Raw genomic sequence first — 16,770 nt, forward strand, 5'->3', positions numbered from 1 at the left:
CGGCGCGCAGCGCGGTGCTGGCGCTGCCCATCGGCATCGCCAGCTCGAAGCCGCCGCGCACCGCCAGGTAGGCGCGCACGCCGCTGCGGCGGCGCTCGAAGCTCAGCGTGCTGCCGACCGGCGCGACCACGGCGCGCTCGCGCGGCAGCGGCTGCTCGTCGAGCCATGCGTCGAGGTCGGCGCCGCACACGGCGATCACGGCGGCGCGATGAAAGCGCAGCGTGGGGCCGGTCAGCGTGATCTCGAGCGTGGCCTCGCCGGGCGCGTTGCCGACCAGCGCGTTGGCGAGCCGGTGCGCGCGCTCGTCCATCGCGCCGTTGGCCGGCACGCCCAGATGCTGGTAGCCGCAGCGCCCCAGGTCCTGGAACGAGCTGAGCGCGCCGGGACGGATCACCTCGATGCTCATGCGGCCTTCCTCGGGAGATGTTCGTTGGCGGCGCGGAATTCGTCCTCGCCGATCGGCACGAAGCGCACGCGGTCGCCCGCGGCCACCAGGCAGGGCGTCTCGCGGGTGGCGTCGAACAGCGTCAGCGGGGTGCGGCCGATCACGTTCCAGCCGCCGGGCAGCATGCTCGGGTAGATCACCGACTGGCGATTGGCCAGGCCCACCGAGCCCGAGGCCACCGAGGTGCGCGGCGTGGCGCGCCGCGCCACCGCCAGCGCCGGATCGAACAGGCCGAGGTAGGGGTGCCCCGGCGCGAAGCCGAGCATCATCACGTCCACCAGGCTCGCGCTGTGGCGGCGAATCACTTCGGATTCCGTGATGCCGCAGGCCTGGGCCACGCCGGCCAGGTCGGGGCCGTGCAGGCCGCCGTAGCAGACCGGGATCTCGATCACGCGGCCCGCCCCGGCTTGCTCGGCATGGCCCGCGCCGGCCTGCCAGGCCTCGGCCAGGCAGGCGCCGACCAGGCGTTCGAGCGCGGCATAGGGCGAGCCGTCGGCGCGCGTGAAGGGCACCCGCTCCAAGGCGTAATGCACGCCCACGGTGGCCATCGCCGGCACGATGTCGAGCACGAAGGGCAGGCGCGCCGCGCCGATCGCGGCCGCCGCGCGGCGCGCCGCCAGATTGGCGCGGCGCAGGTCCGGCGCATGCAGGTCGACGATCAGCAGGCGCTCGCCCGAGGGCGCGAGCGTCCAGCGCGTGGCGTCGTCGGCAGCGGCCGGCTGGGCGGGGAGTGAGTGGCGCATCGCGGGCGTGGCGTGACGTGGCTCGGGCGGCGGGGCGTGCTTACTTCGCGAACAGCGAATCGATGTTCGCGAAGGCCTTGAATTCGAGCGCATTGCCCGACGGATCGAGGAAGAACATGGTGGCCTGCTCGCCCACCTCGCCCTTGAAGCGCACGTGCGGCTCGATGATGAACTTCATGTCGGCGCCCTGCAGCCTGGCCGCGGCCTCCTCCCATTGCGACATCGACAGCACCACGCCGAAGTGGCGCACCGGCACGGCATCGCCGTCGACGGCGCTGGTATGGCGATGGCCGCATTCCTCGGGCGCGAGGTGCGCGACGATCTGGTGGCCGTAGAAATTGAAGTCGACCCACTCGGGCGCGCTGCGGCCCTCGGGGCAGCCGAGCAGCTCGCCGTAGAACTCGCGCGCGCTGGCGATGCTGTGGACCGGGAAGGCCAGGTGGAAGGGCGGCTGGGAAAGGGGCGCGGTGCTCATGTCGAGATCCATTGCGGGGTGTTTCGAATCGAGGGGCGCGTGCCGGCCGGCTCGATGGCGGTGCCGGTCACGCAGGATGAGAGCCAGTCTATGCATGACAAAATTCGCTGAAAAACGATATATTTTGTGACTTGGCATAAATAATTTCGATCAATCGAACCATGATCCGCGAGCTGAAGACCTTTCTTTCGGTGGTGCGCTACGGCACCTTCGCGCGCGCCGGCGCCCAGGTGGGCCTGACCCAGTCGGCGGTCAGCGCGCAGATTCAGCGGCTGGAGGACGAGCTCGGCTTCACGCTGTTCGATCGCACCGGCCGCTCGGCCACGCTGAACGCGGCGGGGCGGCGCACCGTGGAGCGCGCCGAGGAACTGCTGGCCGCCTATGCGCGCCTGGCCAACGAGGGCGCGGCGGAGCCCGACACGGGGCTGCTGCGGATCGGCGCGATCGCCTCGGCGCAGACCTCCCTGCTGGTGCAGGCCATCGCGCTGTTCCGCGAACGCGCGCCGGGCTGGCGCGTGCGCGTGATGCCGGGCGTGTCGCTGAACCTGCTCGCGCAGGTCGATTCGGGCGAGGTGGACGGCGCGGTGCTGATCAAGCCGCCGTTCGCGCTGCCGGCCGAACTGCAGTGGCGCGCGCTGGTGCGGGAGCCCTTCACGCTGCTGGTGCCGCGCGCGCAGCGCAATGGCGACTGGCGTGCGCTGCTCAAGAGCGAACCCTTCATCCGCTACGACCGGAATTCCTTCGGGGGCCGAATCGTCGAGCGCTGGTTGCGCAAGATGCGCCTGAACGTGCAGGACGTGGTCGAGCTCGACGAGCTGCAGGCCATCGTCGAGCTGGTGGCGCGCGGCGTCGGCGTCGCCCTGGTGCCGCAGGCGGCGGCGCTGCGGATTCCGCGCACGGCGGTGGCGCTGCCGCTCGACGGCGATCCGCCGAGCCGCGAGATCGGCTACGTCGAGCGCACGGCGGGCGAACGGCCGGCGGCGGCGGCGACCTTCGCGGCCTGCGTGGCCGCCGCCGCCGAGGCCTCGCAGGCCGGGAAGGCGGCCGAGGCTCGATGAGGGCCTTGAAAGCCTTGAAAGCAAACCGCCGCCGGCGGCGCTTGCCGATGCATCAGTAGGGATATCCGGGCCGCCCCGGGCTTGCCGGGCAGCGCTGCGAGCCCCGCCCGGCAAGGCTCGCCGGGTATTTGTTCTTCATATGGAAACACTGTTATCGCGATTTAAGTGTTAACCCTAGGTTTCGATGCGTCCTACACTTCAGTCCATCGGTTGAGCAACACAGCGACCGAATGCACAACACCCTGGAGGTATCGATCATGAAGAACCTGATTCAAGCCGTCGCCATCGCAGCCGCTCTCGTGGTTCCCGCCGCTGCATTCGCCCAGACCCAATCGAATGGCGCCGTGACGCGTGCCCAGGTGCGCGCCGAACTGGTGCAGCTCGAGCAGACCGGCTGGCGTCCGGCCGCGGGCTCCGATCCGCGCTATCCCGACGACATCCTGGCAGCCGAGAAGAAGGTGGCCGCGCTGAACGGCGCCGACACCAGCGGCTACGGCGGCGTCAGCAACAAGGTGCAGGCCGGCAGCCCGATCGGCCGCGGCGTCTCGAAGTCCGACTGGGACGCGATGTACAGCCATCCCTGAGCACGGCATCGTGATCGCGGGCGGCGAGCTTGCCGATTCAGTCAGTGATGCGAAATGATCGTATTCGATCGGAGCCGGCCGCGATGCAGGTGGTGAGTAGTGAGTGGTGGTAGCTGGTGAGTGGTAGTGGTTGAGGTCGCAGTCGTGGTTGTCTTGCAGCAGTTGGCGGTTGAAGTCGCAGCAGGTAGCACGCAAGTTCGTAGCAGGAAGTACGCAGTGAGTGCCGTTGAAGCAAGCTGTAGCCGTTGTGTTGGAAGCAATGAAGCCATGCAGTGAGTGGTGAGTGCTAGTCGAACGGGCGGCGCCTTGCGTCGCCCGTTCTCCATTCCAGGCTCGGCCATCGCCTATCGCAAATACGGCGCGGCATTCATGCATTCTCATCATTTCGGTATTATCGATTTGATATAAATCGCCGATTTATCGGTTCGCCGCGTGATTGGCGGTTGCCTCATTTCGCCCGGATTTCCAGTGCCGGCGCGTCTTTTCCCGTTACTCCCGAATCTCCCCGCCATCCGGCGTTTCCAGCCCGGAATCGCCGGTCGAACGCACGTCGCCGGCCGAGTGTCGTCTGTATCCGACACTTTCCCTTGGAATCGTTTACGTTGCGCCGACGTATCGATATATTTCGGCAGATATTTCGACGTCAACCCGCCGCGCTGCCGATATCCCCGGGCGCGGCCTGTCCCGTGCCCTCGCGGCGAAGGACGGCTGGTCCGATCGACCGCGCGCCGTCCCGGGGCTCGATGTCCTCCATGACGTTTCACCGGGTTCGACCGATCGCGGGCCGCATGGCTCGCGAGGCACGCTTGCGCGCGCAAGCTTCGCGCGCGGGCCGCGTCGAGCACGATGTTTTTGGTTTTTCCATCGCGTCGCGGGCGCCGGCTTCGGTCGGCCGCGCGCGGCGCCACCCTCATCAGGAACAACAATGAAGAAGACCATCGCCCTGGCGGCACTCGGCGCATTCGGCGCCGCGGCTCATGCACAGAGCAGCGTCACGCTGTACGGCGTGATCGACGCGGGGATCACCTATACCAACAAGGCGGCTACCGCCAGCGGCCACGACAAGCTGGTCAAGTACGGCGACGGCGTCGCGCAGGGCAGCCGCTGGGGCATCCGCGGCAGCGAGGACCTGGGCGGCGGGCTCAAGGCGATCTTCGTGCTCGAGAGCGGCTTCAGCAGCGGCGACGGCACGCTGGGCCAGGGCGGCGCGCTGTTCGGCCGCCAGGCCTACGTGGGGCTGTCGAAGTCGAATGTCGGCACGCTGAGCTTCGGCCGCCAGTATTCGTTCTCGACCGACATCATCGGCGCGAACTACTCGGCCGGCAGCCAGACCGTGGCCGGCAACTACGCCTACCATATCAACGATCTCGACCAGCTCACCTCCAGCCGCATCAACAACGCGGTCAAGTTCAGCAGCGCGAACTTCTCGGGCCTGACCTTCGGCGGCCTGTACGGCTTCTCGAACTCGACCAGCTTCGCCGGCTCGCCCACGGTGGGCACCACCCAGGGCTCGTCGAGCACCTACAGCTTCGGCGCGAACTTCGCCCAGGGCCCGTTCAGCATCGGCGCGGCCTATACCAACATCCGCTTCCCGAACGCGGCCGCGCCGGCCTTCAGCGTCAGCATCGCCAACGCCAACACGGCCGGCCTGCGCGACCTCGAGACCTTCGGCGTGGGCGCGCGCTACACGGCCGGCCCGGCGCTGGGCTGGGTGAACTGGACGCACACGCGCTTCGAGCCGCTCAACGCGGCCGCCTCGACGCTGAACAACTACGAAATCGGCGGCAAGTACCAGGTCACGACGCCGCTGGCGGCCAGCCTGGCCTATACCTTCTCGGATCTCGACGGCGGCTTCGACGGCCGTTGGCACCAGCTCAGCGGCGCGCTCGACTACGCGCTGTCCAAGCGCACCGACGTCTACCTGCTGGCGATCTACCAGCACGCGGCCGGCAGCAACGTGGTGAACGGCCGCTCGGTGCCGGTGCAGGCCGAGATCGGTTCGTCCTCGTCCTTCATCGGCAATGCCGGCGCGAACTCGCAGTTCGCCACGCGCGTGGGTATTCGCCACCGCTTCTGATCGAGGCCGGGGCAGGGCGCTCGCCCTGCCGAGGGGCGGGAAAAGCATCGGGCGGGACCGGCAACGGTCCCGCCCGATGTCCTTGATGCGCGGCGCGCCATGAAAAACGCCGCGCACGGCGAGCTGCCGGCGCGGCGCGAGGATGCGCGCAGGCGCGCGCGTTTCAGCGGTTCACGAGCTGCTTCGGGTAAGCCAGCGCGAGCGCGCAGCCCACCAGCATGCAGACCGCGAAGCCGTACAGGCCGGCGCTCTGGGTATGGAAGGTGTCGCGCAGCCAGCCGATGAAGTAGGTGCTGCCGAAGCCGCCCAGGTTGGCCAGCGAGCAGGCGAAGGCGATCCCGCCCGCGGCGGCGGCGCCCTTCAGGAACATCGAGGGCAGCGACCAGACCACCGGCATCGCCGCGGCCGCGCCGGCATTGACCAGCGAGAACAGGATCAGGGTGCCCAGCGTGCCGTGCGGCGCGGCGGCCGCGATCACCAGCGAGACGGCCGCCACCGCGAAGGGCACCACGATATGCCAGCGACGCTCGCGCGTGCGATCCGAGCTGGCGCCGCAGTAGAGCGTGGCGAGCACCGCCGCCGCGTTCGGGATCACCATCAGCCAGCCGATCTGGTAGGCGTCCTTGACGCCGGTGTCGCGCAGGATGGTGGGCAGCCAGAAACTCACCGCGTAGAGCCCGAGCAGCACGCACAGGTCGATCATGCCGAGCGCCCAGACCTTCGGGTCGGTGAAGGCGCGCAGCAGCGCGTGGCTCTTGTGGCCGCCCGCGTCGCTGTCGAGATTGGCGCGCAAGGTCTTCTTCTCGTCCTCGGCCAGCCAGGCGGCGGTCTCGATCGAGTTCGGCAACCAGCGCAGCACCGCGAAGCCGAGCGCGATCGAGGGCAGCGCTTCCAGCAGGAACAGCCACTGCCAGCCGCCCAGGCCGTGCGCGCCGTCGAAGGCGCGCATGATCCAGCCCGAGATCGGGCTGCCCACCATGCTCGACAGCGGCAGGCCGACCATGAACAGCGCGACGATGCGGGCGCGACGCGCGTCGGGGTACCACTGCGTCAGGTACAGCAGCACGCCGGGCAGGAAGCCGGCTTCGGCCGCGCCGAGCAGGAAGCGCAGCACGTAGAACTGGGTCGGCGTCTTCACCAGCAGGGTGGCGCCCGACAGGATGCCCCAGGTGATCATGATCCGAGCGATCCAGAGCTTGGCGCCCACGCGCTGCAGCACCAGGTTGCTCGGCACCTCGAACAGGATGTAGCCGGCGAAGAACAGCCCCGCGCCGAGCCCGTAGATCGAATCGCTGAACTTCAGCGCGTCGAGCATCTGCAGCTTGGCCAGGCCGATGTTGATGCGGTCCAGGTAGGCCGCGAAATAGCAGAGACAGAAGATCGTGACGAGACGGATCGTGACCTTGCGGTACAGCGCCGCGTGTTGCGCCGGGGCGGCCGGCACGGCCGCGTTCGGATGAGTCGTTGACATGGGACTGCCCCTGTTCGGATAGGACGGTTGGGTTGGTGCCGGTCGCTACGGTCACTTGCGCGATGACGCCCGGGAGTCTGTATATCACGCCATTTAATGAGCGTACACACTACAAAAACCGGCCTGGAACGAGAGCCGGGAAACGATCCTCCGCAATCTCTTTATAGGCGCTGGATGCCTTGTTTTGCTAGGTGTTTTCATCAATGCCGGATCGGTGCACGGGTCTCGGTGCGGCGTGATCGGCTTGCACCCGGATAGTGCGAGTACGCCATAAATTGAAGCGTGTACATCATGATTCGATGCCCGTGAACTGCATGCATCTTCCGTGCCTGTTCGCGCCGTGGCGCGTGACACCTGATGCAGGCGCGACGACGGGCGAATCCCGTGAGGAATACGAAACTCGAGGGTGTACACTTCCTCACTTTCGACCCCGGGCCGCCAGGCCTCGCCGTTCATGCCGTCCTCCCGCGATTCCTACGATTTTCACGACCAGATCGGCCATCTGCTGCGACGCGCCTACCAGCGCCACGTCGCGATCTTCCAGGAGGCGATCCCGGATTCCGACCTGACGGCCGCGCAGTTCGTCACGCTCTGCACGGTCAAGGAAACCAGGGGCTGTTCGCTGAACGACATCGTCAAGGTCACGGCGATCGACCAGGCCACCATCCGCGGCGTGGTCGAGCGGCTCAAGGTGCGCTCGCTGGTGGAGGTGCTGCCCGATCCGAGCGACGGGCGCAAGCTGCTGGTGCGCGCCACCGCCGCCGGGCTGGCGCTGATCGATCGCACCGTGCCCTTCGCCAAGCAGGTGACCGAGCGCACCTATGGGGCGCTGAACGTCGGCGAGCGCGTCGCGCTGCAGTACCTGCTCAACAAGATGCTGGAGAGCGACGGCGAATGAGCGTCGGCGCCGCGCTGCTCGGGCGCGGCGTGCCGCGACGCGAGGCCGGCATGAGATGCGATGCGAGGTTCGGCATGTCTCTGCGCGCTTGCCTGCGTTCGTCTGCCTCGGGCGGCATCAATCGACGCCAACCACGCCAGGCAGCACCGACCGGCGCCTGATGGCGCGCGGCGCGCTCAGGCACGCTCCGGCGCCGACGCTTCCAGCAGGCGGCCGGCGGCGCGCAATCCTTCCCTCACCGTCTCCGCATTGAAAGGCGGCGCGTACAGGCGCACGCCGGTCGCGTCGAAGATCGCATTGGCGAGCGCGGCCGGCCCCGGCACCGAGGCCGATTCGCCCGCGCCGAGCGGCGGCTCGCCCTGGCGCGGCATCAGCACCACGTCCACGGCGGGCAGCTCGGGGAAGGTCAGGATCGGGTAGCTGGCCCATTCGCGCGCGGCCACCTTGCCGTCCACGAAGCGCACGCGCTCCTTCAGCGAGCGGCTCAGCACCTGGATCACGTTGCCGTGGATCTGGTGGCGCACGCCGTCGGGGTTGATCATGGTGCCGGTGTCCTGGCCGACCGTCACGCGCTCCACTCGTATCTCGCCCGTCACGCGATCCACCAGCAGCTCGACGATCCAGGCCGACCAGGCCGCGCCGAAGCCGGGGAAGCGGCTGTGCACGTAGCGCGCGTAGGCGATGCCGCGTCCGCGCGCGAGCCGCGCCGCGTCGGGCCTCGCCTGCGGCCGCGGCACCCAGCCGGCGCGTTGCGCCACCGCCTGCAGCAGCTCGGCCGCGCGCGTGTCGGCCAGGTGGCGCAGCCGGAATTCCAGCGGGTCGACGCCGGCCAGCGCCGCGCACTCGTCGGCGAAGGCGTCGTGGGCGAAGGAGTTCGGCAGCGCGGACACGCCGCGAAACCAGGAGGAGCGCACCAGCGGTGCGAGGTCGTCGCAGACGAAGCGCCGGTTCGGGCTCTCGTAGGGCGATACCGCCGTGCGATCGCCCATCTCGAACACGCGCGGCTCGGCGGGGATCGTGCCGGTCAGCAGCGAGGCCAGCAGCGGCGCGTCGTTGGACGGGTAGCGGGTGGCGAAGTCGTAACCGAGCAGGCGGCCCTCGCGGCTCACGGTGCCGGTGACCGAGACCACCTGGCCGGTGCCCTTGGGCTCCCACAGATGTTCGTCGGCGCGCGTGAGCTGCACGCGCACCGGGCGGCCGACCGCGCGCGAGAGCAGCAGCGCGTCGCCGCAGACGTCGTCGGCGCCGTTGCGGCCGTAGCAGCCGGCCGCCTCCATGCGCACGATGTCGAGGTCGGCCTCGTCGCGGCCGACCAGGGTGGCGAGGTCGTAGCGCAGCGTGACGGGGTTCTGCGTGCCGGACCACACGGTGATGCGGCCTGCTCCCGCGGCGCGATAGTCGGCCAGCGCGCAGGACGGGCCGATCGAGCCGTGCAGCTGGTAGGGCCAGACGTAGGTGCGCGAGAGGGTGATCGCGCCGGGCGTGTCGCGCGCCGCCTCGACATCGCCTTCCTCCAGCAGCGGGCGGCGCGTGGCCGGCGCGGCCTCGATCGCCGCGCGCGGATCGTCGAGCGAGGGCAGCGGCGGCAGCGGATGCCAGCGCACGCGCAGCTCGCGTGCGGCGCGCATCGCCTGTTCCTCGCGCTCGGCCACCACGCCGACGAAATCGCCCAGCGTCACCACCGCGACGATGCCGGGCAGATGGGCGATCGACTCGCGCTCGACGCCGGCCAGCAGGCGGCCGACGAAGGGGCCGCTGTCCAGGCCGCTGTAGGGCGGGCGGATCACGCGGCCGTGCAGCATGCCGGGCACGCGCATGTCGTGCACGAAGGTGAGCTGGCCGGTGGCCTTGGCGGGCAGGTCGACGCGCGGCGACGAGCGGCCGATCACGCGGTAGCGCGACGGGTCCTTGACGGGCGTGTCGAGCTCGAGCTCCAGCGCGAGGCGCAGGCCGCTGACCAGTTCCGCGAAGCTCAGGCGCCGGCTTGCGTCGATCGGGCTGCCGCGCTGATCCTTGCCATCGCCATCGCCATCGCCATCGCCATCGCCATCGCCATCGACGATCGAAACGACACCGCCGTCGCTCGCGAGCCGTGCGAGCGGCACGCCCAGCCGCGCGGCGGCCAGTTCGAGCAGCTTGTGGCGCGCCTGGGCGGCCGCCGCGCGCAAGGGCTTGGCGGAGATCTGGATGGTCGCGCTGGCGATCGTCGGGCCCTGGTTCGGTGTCGCCGCCGTGTCGCCCAGCAGCATCTCGACCTGGGACGGCAGCAGGTCGAGTTCCTCGGCGACGATCTGGCCCAGCGAGGTGCGGATGCCGGTGCCGAGGTCGACGTGGCCGTTGAAGGCGAGCACGCGGCCGTCGTCGAGGATCGCGACGAATACCTCGGCCACCTCGGGCGTGTACGAGGACAGGCTGCCGGGCTGGCCCGGGGCAGGCCTGACGGGGGCCGCGGGGCGCCGGATCACGCTCAGGCAGCCGTCGCGGGCAAGCAGTTCGGAGCGGTTCACGGGCATCGGTTCCGCGAGGAGGGAGGAAGGCCGGACGACGGGGCGCGAGGCGCGCCGGCATCCGGCAATCTAGTTGGCCAAAACGCGCCGGTCAATCTTGCGGGCGGGTCGGGGCGATGAATCGAGCCGGTCAATTCAGCCCCGCCGGCCTTCAGCGGCGAGGGCGAATGCGGCTTCGACCTCGACCTCGACCTCGACCTCAGCGCGCCGCCTGCACCGCCTCGATCGCGGCGATCGCCTCGTCGAGCGGCATCACGGCCGCGTACTTCTGCGCCATGTCGAACAGGTTGGCCTCGTGCGGGGCGATCGCGCGGTCGCCCACGCAGTCCGACAGCACGAAGGGCCGGAAGCCGAACGACATCGCGTCCACCACGCTGGCGCGCACGCAGCCGCTGGTCACCGCGCCGGCCACCAGCAGGGTGCGCACCGCGCGCTGGGTGAGCCAGGGCGCGAGCTGGGTGCCGAAGAAGGCCGAGGGCACCTGCTTGCGCACCACCAGCTCGCCGGCCGCGGGCGCGAGCTCGGGGACGATCTGGCTGTTCGGGTGATCCTCGGTGAGGGTGGCCATGCCGGGCACCTTCAGCGAGAACACGTTGTCGTCGCTGCCGTCCTCGGCATAGACGATGCGGCTGTGCGCGACCGGCCAGCCGCGTTCGCGCGCGATCGCCAGCGCCTGGCGCGTGCGCGCGATCGCGGCCGGGATGTTGCCGCCGCCGAAGGTGGCGGGATCGGCGAAGCCGACCACCAGGTCGATGATCAGCAGGCCGATGTTGCCGGCCGGCGGCAGCGGCGTGCCGAAACCCTGCTGGCGGTAGACGCCGGCTTCGGCGTGGCGGGACAGTGTATCGATGGTGCTCATGCGCGGGCCTCGTCAGGCGGGTTGGTCGAGCACGCGCCCGTCGCGCACCACGACCTCGTCGTCGAGTTGCACGGTGCAGTGGCGCAGGGGAATGTCGATATGGCAGGTGGTGGTGCGATCGCCGCCGCCCTCGTTGTTCGGGCCGAGCGAGAACAGGAAATTGCCCTCGAAGGCGCGCGCGTCCATGCCGATGGTGGCCTCGCGATCGTAGAGGCCCAGCGTGGACCAGCGCGCGCGCGGCTGCAGCCCCCAGCCGATATGCGAGATCGCATAACCTTCGGGATCCTGGAAGGTCTCCATGTAGTCGCGCAGCAGCGCGGCATCCACGCCGCCCTCGATGCGGGTGGCGTAACCGCCTTCCACCGTCAGCACGATCGGCTCGGAAACATAGTGCTTCTGCGGCAGCAGGATGTCGCCGCGGTCGATCACGATGGTGCCGTGCGCGCCACGGTCGTTCGGGAAGGTCAGCGCGAAGCCGCTCGGCCAGTGGTCCCAGCGGCCCGGCTCGTCGACGTAGCCGTATTCGGCGGTCGGCCCGAAATCGCCGAGCGGGCAGACCAGCGCGGTGCCGGCCGGCGAGCTGACGCGCATCTCGCGCGCGGCCGAGATCTTCGCGGTGGCGGCCAGCACGCGCGTGCGGTCGCCCTCGGTGGGCACCAGGCGCGCCAGCACCTCGGGCGGCTCGACGGCCAGCAGGATCTTGGTGCCGGACTTCAGGATGTCGTGCTGCTCCGGGGAGAACAGCAGGGTCATCAGGTCGAGCACCAGGTCGCTGGCCTTCAGGGCCGCGATCGCGGCGCGGTTGCCGGTCAGCGGCGTGGTGCCGAGATAGGCCAGCGAATCGCGGCTGAAGGCCTTCTCGCCGTTCACGGGCGGCAGGTCCAGGCGGTTCACGATCGCCCCCATCTGCTGGGTGGCGATCAGCGCGCAGGACAGCGTCTGCGGATGGGTGGAGGAACTGGTGAGGATCGTCACGGTCTGCCCCGCCTCGAGGCGCGACAGCGTCAGCACGCGCTTCCACGCGTCGATCAATTGGAAATCGCTAATCGGCATGTTCGGCTCCGTTCGAATCAGGCAGCGTCCGTGGCGTCCGTGGCGGGCAGCAGCGGCGCGCCGAGGAAATCGCCGAAGGCCGCGTAGAAGCCGGCCGCGTTGTCCCAGGGAATCATGTGGCCGGCGCCCGGCACGCGCACATGGCGCATCGCCGGGGTGGCGCGCTGCAGCTCGGCCACGTCCTCGTCGCGCACCACGTCGCCGCGCTCGGCGGTGATCAGCAGCGAGCTCACGCGCAGCCGCGCCGCGTCGGCATGGAAATCGTCCTGGTGGAAACCTTCGTAGGAGGCCAGCACGGCGCGCTCGTCGCAGGTGTGCAGCCATTCGGCGCGCAAGCGCAGTTCCTCGTCGGTCCAGCTCGGGCAGAAGGCGCGCATGCCCTCGGCGTCGGTGCCGGCACGCGCCAGCGCCATCGAGTCGACGTACCAGGGCAGCTTGCCCGGGTATTCGCGGCGGCCCGGCCCCGAGACGGGCGGATCGACCAGCACCACCGATTCGAGGCCCGCCTCGATCCGCAGCGCGGCGCGCGCGGCGATGCGCGCGCCCATCGAATGGCCGACCAGCACATGGCGTTCGAGCTTCAGCGCCGCGGCCAGCGCGGCCACGTCGGCGGCCTGCGCGTCGAGGCTGTAGTCGAGCGTGTCCGAGGCGGAGGACAGGCCGCGGCCGCGCACGTCGATCACATAGGTGTCGAAGCGCGCGCCGAACACCTCGCCGACGAAACCCCAGGTGACGGCCGGGCTGGTGATGCCGGGGATCAGGATCACGGCGGGCCGCGCGGCGCGCTCGCCGCTCGCGCCGCCGTAGCGCAGATAGTGCTGGCGGATGCCGTTGGCGTGGACGTTGGCGCCGTACAGGAAGGTGGAGCTCATGATGGCGGCCTCGCTCAGTAGGCGCCCGACAGCAGCGCGCCGGCACCCGGCACGATCGGCTCGAGGTCGAGTTCGCGCAGGATCGAGTAGGTGGTGGCGATCGCGGCGGTGATCACCGGCTTGCCCGTCATCGCCTCGACCTTGGCCACCGCCGGCAGCGAGGGCATCTGCACGCAGGCCGACAGCACGATCGCGTCGGCATCCTGGTAGGGCAGGCTCTTGACGATCTCGGGCAGGCGCGCCGGATCGTGGCGGCCGACGTCGAGGTTGTCGGGGATCTCGAGCGCGCGCCAGGCGATCACTTCGTAACCTTCGTGGCCGATGTAGTCGACCACCAGCTCGGTGAGCGGCTTCATGTAGGGCGCGACCACCACGATCTTCTTCGCGCCGATCACCTTCAGCGCATCGACCAGCGCGCCCGCGCTGGTCAGCACCGGCGCCTTGGCGCCGTTCTCGGCGGTGTGGCGCGTCAGGCGCTCCTGCGAGACGCGGTGGTAGCCGCGGCCCATCGCCATGATGGCCACCAGGCAGGCGTAGCCGAGCACGTCGACGCGCGCGTCCGACAGCTCGAGCGCGCAGCGATCGGATTCGGCATCCATCGCGGCCAGCTCCTCCTTGACCACCTTCTTCATGCGCATGCGGCTCGAATGGAAGGTGAAGCGCTCCGGGCGGATCGCCTCGCGCAGCCGCAGCATCGCGGGGATCTCGGTTTCCATGGTGGTGTTCGAGCTCGGCACGATCTGGCCGATGCGGAAGGTGCGGGTCATCAGGGGCTCCTGGGCTGCGAATGGATGGCGTCGGGTTGGCGTCGGGCGGCGTCGCGTCGATGCCGGGCCGGCATCGGCGCCGGGCGATCGCCGGATTTGAGGCAAAGTCTAGCGTGTACGTTTGAATATCACAACGTCTCAAAAATGCCGGAAGCTTAAGGGTAATCCCTTGAATCGCTGGGTATTCGATCGATATTGGTGCGGGAGGCGTGCCCGGATACGGTGCGAAAATTTTTGCTTGTGCGAATATTTTGCAGTGTGTACGCTAGATTTCATCGTAACCAGCCGCCGTGGCCGACCGTCCCGCCGCCGGCGCTCAGATGAGGAGATTCCGATGAAGCAACCCCGTATCGCGATCGTGGGCGCCGGCCTCGGCGGCACCGCCGCCGCCGCGCTGCTGCAGCGCAGCGGCTACGACGTGCGGCTCTACGAGCAGGCGCCGTCGTTCTCGCGGCTCGGCGCCGGCATCCACCTCGGCCCGAACGTGATGAAGATCATGCGCAGGATCGGCTGCGAGGACGCGCTGAACGCGATGGGTTCGCATCCGGATTTCTGGTACAGCCGCGACGGCATCACGGCCGAGGTCATGTCGCAGATCCCGCTCGGCGATTTCGCGCTGAAGACCTACGGCGCGAGCTACCTGACCGTGCATCGCGGCGATTTCCACGCGCTGATGACCCAGGCCGTGGCGCCGGGCACCATCGCCTTCGGCCGCAAGCTCACGGCGATCGAGGACACCGGCAGCGAGGTGCGTCTCACCTTCGACGACGGCACCGTGGAGACGGCCGATATCGCGATCGGCGCGGACGGCGTGAATTCGCGGCTGCGCGAGCACCTGCTCGGCGCCGAGCCGCCGCGCTACACCGGCTACGTGGCGCATCGCGCGGTGTTCCCGGCCTCGCTGCTCGACAACAAGCCCTACGACATGTGCGTGAAGTGGTGGTCGGGCGACCGCCACATGATGGTCTACTACGTCACCGAGAAGCGCGACGAGTATTACTACGTGACGGGCGTGCCGCAGGCCGAGTGGCCGGCCGGCGTGTCGATGGTCGACAGCAGCCGCGATGAGATGCGCGAGGCCTTCGACGGTTTCCATCCCGACATCCAGCACCTGATCGACGTCTCGCCCTCGATCACCAAGTGGCCGCTGCTCGAACGCGATCCGCTGCCGCTCTGGAGCCGCGGCCGGCTGGTGCTGCTCGGCGATGCCTGCCATCCGATGAAGCCCCATATGGCGCAGGGCGCGGCGATGGCGATCGAGGACGCGGCGATGCTCGCGCGCTGCCTCGACGAGGTCGGCATCGTCGACTACGCGAACGCCTTCGCGCTCTACGAGGCGAACCGCGCGGCGCGCGCCTCGAAGGTGCAGCTGGTCTCGCACAACAACACCTGGCTGCGCACCAACGAGGACCCGGCCTGGGTGTTCGCCTATGATGTGTTCGGCGTGCCGCTGGAGGCGCCGAGCCGCGAGCCGGTGGCCGGCTGAGGCGGTAGCGGCAAGGGGCGCTGGCCGGGCGCCCCGCGCATCGAGGGGGCGGCGAGGCCTGACGGAGGTTCGAGGCCGCCCCGGCCGGAATTTCGGCGAGGTATAACGGAATCGCGCGGCCTGCGCCGCGCGGAGTTGCCTGCCGGCTCGCGCGTCTGCCACGCGCGTCGGCCTATTGAATCGAGTCTGTCATGTCGCATTCCGGCCATCCGGCGGGGCCGCTCACGCTCCGCGTCAACGGCGAGGTGCGCCGCGTCCCCGACGCCGCGCCCGACACGCCCCTGCTGCTGATCCTGCGTAACGATCTTGCCCTGAACGGCCCGAAGTACGGCTGCGGGCTCGGCCAATGCGGCGCCTGCACGGTGCTGGTCGACGGCCAGGCGACGCGTTCCTGCGTGGTGCCGGCCGGCGCCGCGAGCGGGCGCGAGGTCACCACGCTCGAAGGGCTCGGCACGCCCGAGGCGCTGCATCCGATCCAGCGCGCCTTCATCGAGGAGCAGGCCGCGCAATGCGGCTACTGCCTGAACGGCATGATCATGAGCGCCAAGGCCCTGCTCGACCGCGAGCCGGCGCCCGACGACGCGGCGATCCGCGAGGCGCTGCGTTTCAATCTGTGCCGCTGCGGCACCCATCTCGAGATCGTGCGCGCCGTGCAGCGCGCGGCACGTTACCTGCAAGCCGACCATGAAGCCTGATCGCACGGTGAACGAAGCCGCGTCGACCGCGCTGGCCGAGGCGCGCGAGGCGCCGGCGGCAAGCCTGGCTGCGGCGCCGGGCGAGCAAGATGCCGCCGAGGTCGCCTCGCGGCGCCACGCCGAATACGGCTGGCCGACCGGCACGCCGGGCGTGAGCGCGATGCTCGATGTCGAGGCGGGGATCTCGGAGCAGGGCCGGCTCGCGAGCTGGCGCTACCGGGCGCGCCTGTCGACGGCGAGCGGCGAGGCGCGCTCGCGGCCGGTGCCGGGCGAGGCGCCCGCCTATGGCGAGCGCGCCTTGCCCTTCGTCTATCGACACGCCGAGGCGCGCATCGAGGTGGAGGATCCCGCGTTCGCGATTCCGGCGCATGCGCATGTGTTCGCGCGCGAATCGGGTCTCGACGAATGCGCGGCCGAGCTGCGCGCCGATCCCGTCGAACTGCGCCTGCGCCATCTCGATCCGGTCGCCGACGCGGGCGCGCAGGCGGTGATCCGCATGGTGAGCGAGCGGGCCCGATGGCAGGCGCCGGCGGTGGCCGTGCCGGCCTCGTCCTGGTTGCGCGGACGCGGTTTCGCCTTCGACGGGCGGCGCGTCGAGGCGGATCGGGCCGAGCAGGGCGCGCCGGGCGCCGCGTCGCTCGACGCGCGTCCGGACTGGAGCGCCTGGGTAGTCGACATCGAGGTCGATCCGGCCAGCGGCGATATCGCGCTGCGTCGCGTGGTGGCCGGGCAGGGCGCCGGCGAGCCGGGCCCCGACGGCCTGCCGCGCGGCTCGGGCGT

At 69.8% G+C, this 16,770-nt stretch carries 14 protein-coding genes and 2 pseudogenes; 7 read left to right on the forward strand and 9 right to left on the reverse strand.

The annotated features are described in order from the left end of the window. The 3 genes and pseudogenes from F3J18_RS28845 to F3J18_RS28855 form a co-directional block, all read right to left on the reverse strand. Positions 1-406, reverse strand: a pseudogene (locus F3J18_RS28845) (carboxylase); the annotation flags it as partial. Next, complete coding sequence (gene pxpB, locus F3J18_RS28850; RefSeq protein ID WP_166915559.1) at positions 403-1,188, reverse strand: 5-oxoprolinase subunit PxpB; 786 nt, start codon at positions 1,186-1,188, stop codon at positions 403-405. The pseudogene F3J18_RS28845 and the gene pxpB, both read right to left, overlap by 4 nt. A 40-nt stretch (positions 1,189-1,228) precedes the next feature. Further along, positions 1,229-1,663, reverse strand: a complete 435-nt coding sequence (locus tag F3J18_RS28855; RefSeq protein ID WP_025101756.1) for a VOC family protein — start codon at positions 1,661-1,663, stop codon at positions 1,229-1,231. A gap of 161 nt (positions 1,664-1,824) precedes the next feature. Here F3J18_RS28855 and F3J18_RS28860 point away from each other — a divergent pair, with 161 nt between their 5' ends. From F3J18_RS28860 to F3J18_RS28870, 3 genes are all read left to right on the forward strand, one after another. After that, the gene (locus tag F3J18_RS28860; protein WP_166915561.1) at positions 1,825-2,721 is read left to right on the forward strand and encodes a LysR family transcriptional regulator; all 897 of its coding nucleotides are present in this window, start codon (positions 1,825-1,827) and stop codon (positions 2,719-2,721) included. A gap of 257 nt (positions 2,722-2,978) precedes the next feature. Then, on the forward strand, positions 2,979-3,305 hold the full coding sequence (locus F3J18_RS28865; RefSeq protein ID WP_013697287.1) for a DUF4148 domain-containing protein: 327 nt from the start codon (positions 2,979-2,981) through the stop codon (positions 3,303-3,305). 925 nt (positions 3,306-4,230) lie between these two features. Next, positions 4,231-5,382 carry a porin gene (locus F3J18_RS28870; protein ID WP_166915563.1) on the forward strand — a complete coding sequence of 384 codons (1,152 nt, stop codon included), beginning with the start codon at positions 4,231-4,233 and terminating at the stop codon, positions 5,380-5,382. 163 nt (positions 5,383-5,545) lie between these two features. Here the strand turns inward: F3J18_RS28870 and F3J18_RS28875 are convergent, their stop codons facing one another. After that, positions 5,546-6,853, reverse strand: a complete 1,308-nt coding sequence (locus tag F3J18_RS28875) for an MFS transporter (protein WP_025101759.1) — start codon at positions 6,851-6,853, stop codon at positions 5,546-5,548. A 454-nt stretch (positions 6,854-7,307) separates the two neighbouring features. Here F3J18_RS28875 and F3J18_RS28880 point away from each other — a divergent pair, with 454 nt between their 5' ends. Beyond that, positions 7,308-7,751 carry a MarR family winged helix-turn-helix transcriptional regulator gene (locus F3J18_RS28880; protein ID WP_096749387.1) on the forward strand — a complete coding sequence of 148 codons (444 nt, stop codon included), beginning with the start codon at positions 7,308-7,310 and terminating at the stop codon, positions 7,749-7,751. Between the two features lie 176 nt (positions 7,752-7,927). Here the strand turns inward: F3J18_RS28880 and F3J18_RS28885 are convergent, their stop codons facing one another. From F3J18_RS28885 to F3J18_RS28905, 5 genes are all read right to left on the reverse strand, one after another. Further along, positions 7,928-10,258: a molybdopterin cofactor-binding domain-containing protein gene (locus tag F3J18_RS28885; protein ID WP_166915565.1), complete on the reverse strand. Its 2,331-nt coding sequence runs from the start codon at positions 10,256-10,258 to the stop codon at positions 7,928-7,930. A gap of 199 nt (positions 10,259-10,457) precedes the next feature. After that, entirely contained in the window at positions 10,458-11,108 is a 651-nt protein-coding gene (locus F3J18_RS28890; protein WP_036053624.1) for an isochorismatase family protein, read from the reverse strand. Between the two features lie 21 nt (positions 11,109-11,129). Then, a complete protein-coding gene (locus F3J18_RS28895) occupies positions 11,130-12,170 on the reverse strand; it encodes a 2,5-dihydroxypyridine 5,6-dioxygenase (protein WP_166915567.1) in 1,041 nt (346 codons plus the stop codon). 17 nt (positions 12,171-12,187) lie between these two features. Continuing rightward, the gene (locus tag F3J18_RS28900; RefSeq protein ID WP_166915569.1) at positions 12,188-13,042 is read right to left on the reverse strand and encodes an alpha/beta hydrolase; all 855 of its coding nucleotides are present in this window, start codon (positions 13,040-13,042) and stop codon (positions 12,188-12,190) included. 14 nt (positions 13,043-13,056) lie between these two features. Next, positions 13,057-13,809 (reverse strand): Asp/Glu racemase, encoded by a 753-nt coding sequence (locus F3J18_RS28905; RefSeq protein ID WP_013697294.1) that lies wholly within the window; start codon positions 13,807-13,809, stop codon positions 13,057-13,059. A gap of 334 nt (positions 13,810-14,143) precedes the next feature. Between F3J18_RS28905 and F3J18_RS28910 the strand changes: the two genes are divergently transcribed. The 3 genes and pseudogenes from F3J18_RS28910 to F3J18_RS28920 form a co-directional block, all read left to right on the forward strand. Beyond that, entirely contained in the window at positions 14,144-15,295 is a 1,152-nt protein-coding gene (locus F3J18_RS28910) for an FAD-dependent monooxygenase (protein ID WP_166915571.1), read from the forward strand. 191 nt (positions 15,296-15,486) lie between these two features. Beyond that, positions 15,487-15,990, forward strand: a complete 504-nt coding sequence (locus F3J18_RS28915) for a (2Fe-2S)-binding protein (protein WP_025098633.1) — start codon at positions 15,487-15,489, stop codon at positions 15,988-15,990. Next, positions 15,980-16,770, forward strand: a pseudogene (locus F3J18_RS28920) (cytochrome C); the annotation flags it as partial. The gene F3J18_RS28915 and the pseudogene F3J18_RS28920, both read left to right, overlap by 11 nt.

The sequence above is a fragment of the Burkholderia sp. Ax-1720 genome, assembly GCF_011753035.1.
GTDB classification, from domain to species: domain Bacteria; phylum Pseudomonadota; class Gammaproteobacteria; order Burkholderiales; family Burkholderiaceae; genus Burkholderia; species Burkholderia gladioli.